Source organism: uncultured Nocardioides sp. (assembly GCF_902805925.1).
Taxonomy (GTDB): Bacteria; Actinomycetota; Actinomycetes; order Propionibacteriales; family Nocardioidaceae; genus Nocardioides.
In genome coordinates, this window is sequence record NZ_CADCUP010000134.1 from 1 (window position 1) to 6,540 (window position 6,540).

5 protein-coding genes are annotated in these 6,540 nt (G+C 75.1%); 3 read left to right on the forward strand and 2 right to left on the reverse strand.

Features of this window, described 5'->3' with window-relative positions:
• From QZX64_RS09770 to QZX64_RS09780, 3 genes are all read left to right on the forward strand, one after another.
• The coding region (locus QZX64_RS09770) for an alpha/beta fold hydrolase (RefSeq protein WP_295658860.1) at positions 1–502 on the forward strand (502 nt) is incomplete at its 5' end.
• Positions 499–1,047, forward strand: a complete 549-nt coding sequence (locus QZX64_RS09775; protein ID WP_295658867.1) for an RNA polymerase sigma factor — start codon at positions 499–501, stop codon at positions 1,045–1,047. The genes QZX64_RS09770 and QZX64_RS09775, both read left to right, overlap by 4 nt.
• Positions 1,048–1,098: 51 nt before the next feature.
• Complete coding sequence (locus QZX64_RS09780) at positions 1,099–1,698, forward strand: sulfite oxidase-like oxidoreductase (RefSeq protein WP_295658872.1); 600 nt, start codon at positions 1,099–1,101, stop codon at positions 1,696–1,698.
• Between the two features lie 12 nt (positions 1,699–1,710).
• Here the strand turns inward: QZX64_RS09780 and QZX64_RS09785 are convergent, their stop codons facing one another.
• Positions 1,711–4,497: a LuxR family transcriptional regulator gene (locus tag QZX64_RS09785; RefSeq protein WP_295658876.1), complete on the reverse strand. Its 2,787-nt coding sequence runs from the start codon at positions 4,495–4,497 to the stop codon at positions 1,711–1,713.
• Positions 4,494–6,540, reverse strand: a 2,047-nt coding sequence (locus tag QZX64_RS09790; RefSeq protein WP_295658884.1) for a LuxR family transcriptional regulator, incomplete at its 5' end; no start/stop codon positions are given. The genes QZX64_RS09790 and QZX64_RS09785, both read right to left, overlap by 4 nt.

The following is a 6,540-nucleotide window of genomic DNA, read 5'->3' on the forward strand; positions in this document are numbered from 1 at the left end:
CTTCTCAACCGTCCGTGGGGAGAACGGGCTGCGGGCCGATGCTCGCAGCATCGCGGAGGTCATCTGGCGCCGCAACTCCCCCGCCTGGACATTCGACGACGAGGTGCTCGACCGCGCTGCCGAGGCGTTCGAGAACCCCGACTTCGTCGACGTCGTGCTGCACTCCTACCGGCATCGGCTCGGGCTCGCGGCGGGGCACCCGGCCTACGCACATCTCCAGGACCGGCTCCGCACCCTTCCGCCCATTGCCGTGCCGGCGGTCACCCTGGACGGATTGGCGGACGGCAACTTCCCCGCCACCGAGGCCAGCGCAAGCGCTGCCCACTTCACCGGCGAGCGCCGCCACCACCAGGTCCCCGCCGCCGGCCACAACCTCCCGCAGGAGGCACCGGACGCGTTCGCGGCCGCGGTCGTCGAGGTCCTCGGACTCGCCCCCGGGGCGGAGCGGCCGGCCCACGACCCGGGCCTCGCCGCCGCCGCCACGGCGGGGGTGCCGTCGTGACCTCGGCGTCCTCCGCGCAGCAGCAGGCGCCGGACGTGGACGAGGTCTTCCGCATCTACGGCGCCCGGGTCCGTCAGCAGGCCCTGCGGCTCACGCGCGACGCGGACGAGGCCGACGACCTGACCCAGGACGTGTTCCTGCGGGTGCTGCGGCACCTGCCGAGGTTCGACCCGTCGCTGGGCAGCCTGGAGGGCTGGCTGTACCGGATCACCCTCAACTGCTTCCTCGAACGCACTCGCACCCACCGCCTCCGGCGACGGCTCACCGACCTCCTGGCCGGCCGACCCAGCCCGGAGGCGGGACCGCACGAGCTCGTCATGGGCCGGATGATCGAGGCCGACGTCCGGGTGGCGCTGGCGCGGCTCACCACCGACCAGCTGCACACCGTGCTGCTCCACGACGTCGAGGGGCTGACCTACGCCGAGGTGGCGGTGCGGCTCGGTGTCGCCCCCGGAACGGTGGGCAGCCGCCTGTGCCGCAGCCACGCCATCCTGCGCGCCGCCCTGGTGCACCGGGCACCCCGCGCCTCCGGCCACGCCGCCTGAGCGTGGCCGGCAGCCACCATCCCCGCTCCGCCAGCCCAGGAAGGTCTCACCATGGTCACAGGAAGCTTCATCGGCCGCCGCAGCGAACGCTCGGACCGGTTGCCCCCCGGGCAGCACGACACCGGCAGGTCCTGGCCGGTGCTCTCCTACGAGACGACGCCCAAGCCGGACCTCGCGAGCTGGACCATGACCGTGGACGGGCTGGTCGAGGCGGTCGTCTCCTGGACCTGGGACGAGATCCACGGTCTTCCCGGGTCGACGTACTCCGGCGACATCCACTGCGTCACCACCTGGTCGAAGTTCGACACGGTCTTCACCGGGGTCAGCGTCGACGTCCTCCTCGGCGCCGCGGTCCCCAGCCCGTCGGCCGCCTTCGTGATGGCGCACTCCAGCACGGGCTACACCACCAACCTCCCTCTCGCCGACGTCACCGGCGGCCGGGCCTGGGTGGTGTGGGAGTTCGACGGGCAGCCCCTGGCTCCCGTCCACGGGGGCCCTGCTCGCCTCCTCGTCCCCCACCTGTACTTCTGGAAGTCCGCCAAGTGGATCAGCCGCCTCGAGCTGGTCGAGCAGGATCGGCCCGGGTTCTGGGAGCAGCGCGGCTACCACGACCGCGGCGACCCCTGGCAGGAGGAGCGCTACCAAGCGTGAGGGCAGCCACGATCACGACGCCGACCCGTCTCGCGGCGCCTGGCCGGCGTCGGGACCGGGTGGCTGCGCGAGCGCCGCGGACAGCGCCGCGCGCGAGGTGATGCCGAGCTTGGGGAAGACGCGGTAGAGCACCGAGCCCACCGACCGGGGTGAGAGGAACAGCCGGTCGCCGATCTCCCGGTTCGTCAGGCCGCGCGCCGCCAGGGCGGCGACGTCGCGCTCCCGCTCGGTCAGGGGCCGTTGCACCCTCGCCCTCACCGGGCCGATCACCCCGGCGGCACGGAGCTGCTCGGACGCCCGGCCGGCCCACGGTGCAGCACCGAGCATCCGGAAGCCGTCCAGGGCGGCTGAGAGCTCGTCCCGGGCGGCGGGCACCCGACCCGTCCGCCTCAGGTGCTCGCCGTACGCCAGCTGGATCCGAGCCCGGTCGAAGGGCCATCGTCGCCCCCCGGGCACAGCGAGGGCTCGGTCGAACCAACGGGTCGCCTCGGCACGGGCGTCGGCGCCCGTCGCCAGGAGCGCGGCGCAGCCTGCGGTGACCATCTCCAGCCGCGGTGAGAGCTCGGCGAGCCGCCGCTTGGCCATGACCTCGACGTGGCGTGCCGCGGCGTCGTGGCGGCCGGTGCGCACCGCGGACTCGACGAGCTCCAGCAGCAGCCACAGCGCCTGCGGGTGGTACGGCGCCAGCTCCCCGGGAGCACTGACCGCGCAGGCGTGGGCGAAGGCGGTCTCGTAGTCACCCGTGGCGATGGCCGCCAGGCAGCGGAGGTGCTCGGCGAACTGCGTCGCCGTCCCGGCGCCCCGGCCGGCCGCCCAGACGGCCAGCTCCTGCGCGGCGTCCTCGGCGTCGTCCAGGTCGCCCCGGGCGATGCCCACGAGGTGACCCAGGTAGCCGCCGAGCATCACCGCGTACCGGTCGTAGCCGTGCTCCTCGCACAGCTGCACCCCCTCCTCGGCGAGGGCCAGGGCCTCGTCCCACTCGCCGCTGTGCCAGGCGTCGATGGTGCAGGAGACGAGCGCGTGCAGCGCCAGCACGACGGCTCCGTTCTCGCGCGCGTCCGCGAGCACCCGCCGCAGCGCCGGGCGCACCTGGCCGAGCCGGTCGACGTAGGCGCAGGCCAGGGCCACCCGCAGGACGGTCACCGGGTCCCGCTCGGTGGCCGCCGCCTGCACCATGCGCTCCAGGTCGACGATCGCGCCGTGGGCCTGACCGGCGGGGTCGGCGAAGGCGCGGTGCACCAGGTCGAGCAGCGCCGGAGCACCGGGTCCCAGCTCCTGGAGGACGCGCCGGAACGGGTGCCAGTGCTCCGGTCGCCCGGCGAACCAGCTCATCAGCAGCAGCGCGTGCAGCGCCTCCTCCAGCAGGGCGTCGTCGGGGTCGCGGCCCGGGTAGGACTCGATCGCCTCGCTCAGCAGCCGGTGCGCCGTGGCCGCCTCGCCCTCGCCGTTGAGGAGCATGGTCGATGCGACGAGGGTGGCCGGCAGTGACCGCGTCAGGGCGGGCTCGGCCCGTGCGGCCTCGGCCAGCAGCTCGCCGGCGCCCCTGAGGTCGCCGGTCGCGTCGGCGTCGAGGAGAGCGGCGTGCACCTGGCGCCGGGCGCGCTCGCCCCTGGCCTCACTCAACGCAGCGGCGCGCAGCAGGTGCGCCGCCGCACCGGCGGGATCCCCGCGACGCAGCCTGCGCCGAGCCTCGTCCTCGAGCAGGGCGGCCACGTGCTCGTCGGTGCCCGAGGTGGCCTCGGCCAGGTGCCAAGCCCGACGCGCCGGGACGTGGTGGAGGACCTCGGCGAGCCGCTGATGGGCGCGGCGGCGGCTGCGGTCGTCGGCGAGCGTGACGACGGTCGGCTGCAGCAGGGGGTGGCGGAAGTGCCATCGGCCCAGCTCCTCCTCCACCTTGACCAGGCCGGCGCGCTCAGCGGGAGCGAGAGCCAGCAGGCCGTCCCCGTCGGCCGCCTGCAGCACGTCCAGGGAGCCGGTCCCGTCCAGTGCGAGCAGGAGGAGGGCCTCGCGCGTCGGTGCCGGGAGTGCGGCCAGGCGCGCACCGAACACGTCGGTGACGATGCCGGTCACGGTGATCGGCCGCGGAAGTGCGGCCTGCCCCCGCTGCTGCGGCACGCTGAGGCTGCGAGGCAGCTCCAGCAGCGCCAGCGGGTTCCCGCGGGCCTCGCGGAGGACACGCTCACGCACCGGGTGGGACAGCGCAGGATGGTGTCGGCCCAGCAGTGCCCTCGCGTCGTCGGCGTGGAGGGGCCCCACGCGCAGTCGCCCGACGTCGACCCGGTCGAACGCCGCCCCCGCGTCGGGTCGGGTCGCGACGACGACGCTGGCGTTCGTGCCGGCCACCCGGCGGGCGACGTACCCGAGCACCTCGGCGCTGGCCGGGTCGAACTCCTGCAGGTCGTCGACCAGGGCGAGCACGGGCTGCTCGGTGGCGGTGAGCAGGGCGAGCACGGCGACGCCGAGCAGGCTCCGCGACGGAGTGGAACCCGGGCGCGCGCGCAGGGCGACGTCGAGAGCGGCCCGGTGCGCCTGCGTCAGGGTGACGGCATCGGCAGCAAGCGGCGCGAGGAGCCTCTGGAGCGCATCGAACGGCGCCGGAGCGGCCGACGGCCCGGCCGGGCCCAGGTGCAGCACCCGGCTCCCGTGCTCGGAGGCCACGGCCGCCGCCTGCTGCAGCAACGCGGACTTGCCGATGCCGGCCTCCCCGACCATGAGCAGGGCCGCACCGCCGCGGCTCGGGCCTCCTGCCGGCCCGGGCAGGGCGCTCAGCTCGCGGGAGCGGCCGACCAGCGTGCTCATGCCTGACCACCCGACCCGGCACCCACGTCGGGCCTCGAGAGTGCCGGATCCGCGCCGTCCTGGTGCTGCGACAGGGCGTCGGTGAGTCCGGCGCGGTTGTGCACGGCGAGCTTGCCGAAGGCGCCCTGCAGGTGGGCCCCGACCGTGCGCGCCGAGATCAGGAGCCGCTCCCCGATCTGGCGGTTGGACAGCCCCGCCGCGGCGAGGTTCGCGACCCGGTGCTCCTGGGGCGTCAGGCCGGCCGGCGTCGTGCCCGGACGGCTGAGGTCCTTCACCGGGCCGGTCGCCCGCAGCTCCTCCTCGGTCGCCGCGACCCATGGTGCGGCGCCGAGCCGGCCGAACGTGACCAGCGCGTCCTGGAGGTGACTGCGGGCCTCGGTTGCGGCTCGGGCACGACGCAGCCGCTGGCCGTAGCGCAGCTGGATGCGAGCCAGCTCGAACGGCGAGGCCCGCGCCTGCGGTGTGCGCAGCGCCCGGTCGAACAGCTCCCTGTCCAGCTGCGGTGCGGCGATGGCGCGCGCCCCGTTGACGCGCAGGGCCAAGCGGGGTGAGAGCTCGCCGACGCCGGCGGCCTCCATCGCAGCGACGTGGGCCCGGGCGGCTTCGGCATGGCCGGCGTGGACCGCTGCTTCGACCAGGAGCAGCGGGACCCACAGTGCGTGCCCGCAGTGGGCGCGCAGCTCACCGGGCGCGCTGATGGCGCTGACCGCGCGGAACGCCGTCTCGTGATCGCCTCGGCCCAAGGCGTCGAGGGCCGTTGCGTGCGCGGCGTACTGCAGCACGGCGCCCACCTGCCGTGGGGTGGCCCAGCTGCGCATGCGGTCGGTCAGCGACTGCACACCGGCGCTGTCGCCGCGTCCGGCGGCGAGCAACGCCTGGGTCAGCTGGAGCGGCCAGCTGAGGAGGTCGAACCCGTGCTGCCGGCACCAGGCGAGCCCCTCCACCCCCCAGGAGCGGGCGCTGTCCCAGTCGCCGTCCTGGAAGGCCTCCAGCGACAACAGCATCAGCGCCATGATCCCCGACGTCACCGTTCCTCCGGCCCGAGCGTCGTCGGCGAGGCGGAGCAGCGGTCCTCGAGCACGCGTGACCCGGTCGACGAAGATCGCGGCGGTGGCGACCCGCTCCACCCTGACCGGGTCGGTCTCGGTGACGAGCGAGTCCAGGGCGACCTCGAGATCGGCCAGCACCGCGGCGCCGGTGCGGACGGGATCCACCACGAGCCCCACCCACAGGTCCAGGACGGGATACCGGGCGAGCGGTGCCCGGGCCAGCGCGGATCGGAAGGCCGACCACAGCTCGGGGTCGTCGGCGTAGAGGCTGATCTCGCAGAGGTTGTGCACCGCCTCGACCAGCATCTGCTCCTCGGCGCCGGACACCTCCACGGTGGCCTGCAGCGCCTCCACCAGCACCCGGTGGGCGGTCCGGGTGTCGCCGGACCCGTTGAGCAGCAGGTAGGCGGTCACCGTCGCCGCCTGCAGGCTCTGCGGCGTACCGACCTCCGTGGCCTCGGCGTTGCGCATCAGGCGGCTCGCCCCGTCGAGGTCCCCCACCACGTCCGCGCCCTGGTACGCCGCGGCGGCGAAGCGGCGGGCGCGCGCTCGGCCGGGAGGGGACATCTCCGCCGCATGCACCAAGGTGCGCACCGCCCCGACCGCGTCCCCGCGACGCCACGCCCGCTGAGCGGCCCGCTCGAGCAGCTCGGCCACCTCCTCGTCCGGCGTCACGGTCGCCGCGGCCAGGTGCCACGCCGCGCGATCGTCGCCGGCCTGGTAGGCGGCGGCCAGCACCTGGTGAGCACGGCGACGCTCGGCGCTGGTGGACAGCTCGACCACCGTCGCGCGCACCAGCGGGTGCCGGAAGACGACCTGGCCCTGCCCACCCTCGAGCCGGACCAGGCCGAGCTCGCGGGCCGGTGCCAGCGCGCGCTCCCGGTGGGACCAGTCCGGGAACGGCAGCACGACGTCGTCCTGGCCGAGCGCGGCGACCAGCAACAGCTCCCGGGTCTCCCCCGGCAGCCGCAGGACGCGTGAGCCGAAGATGCGC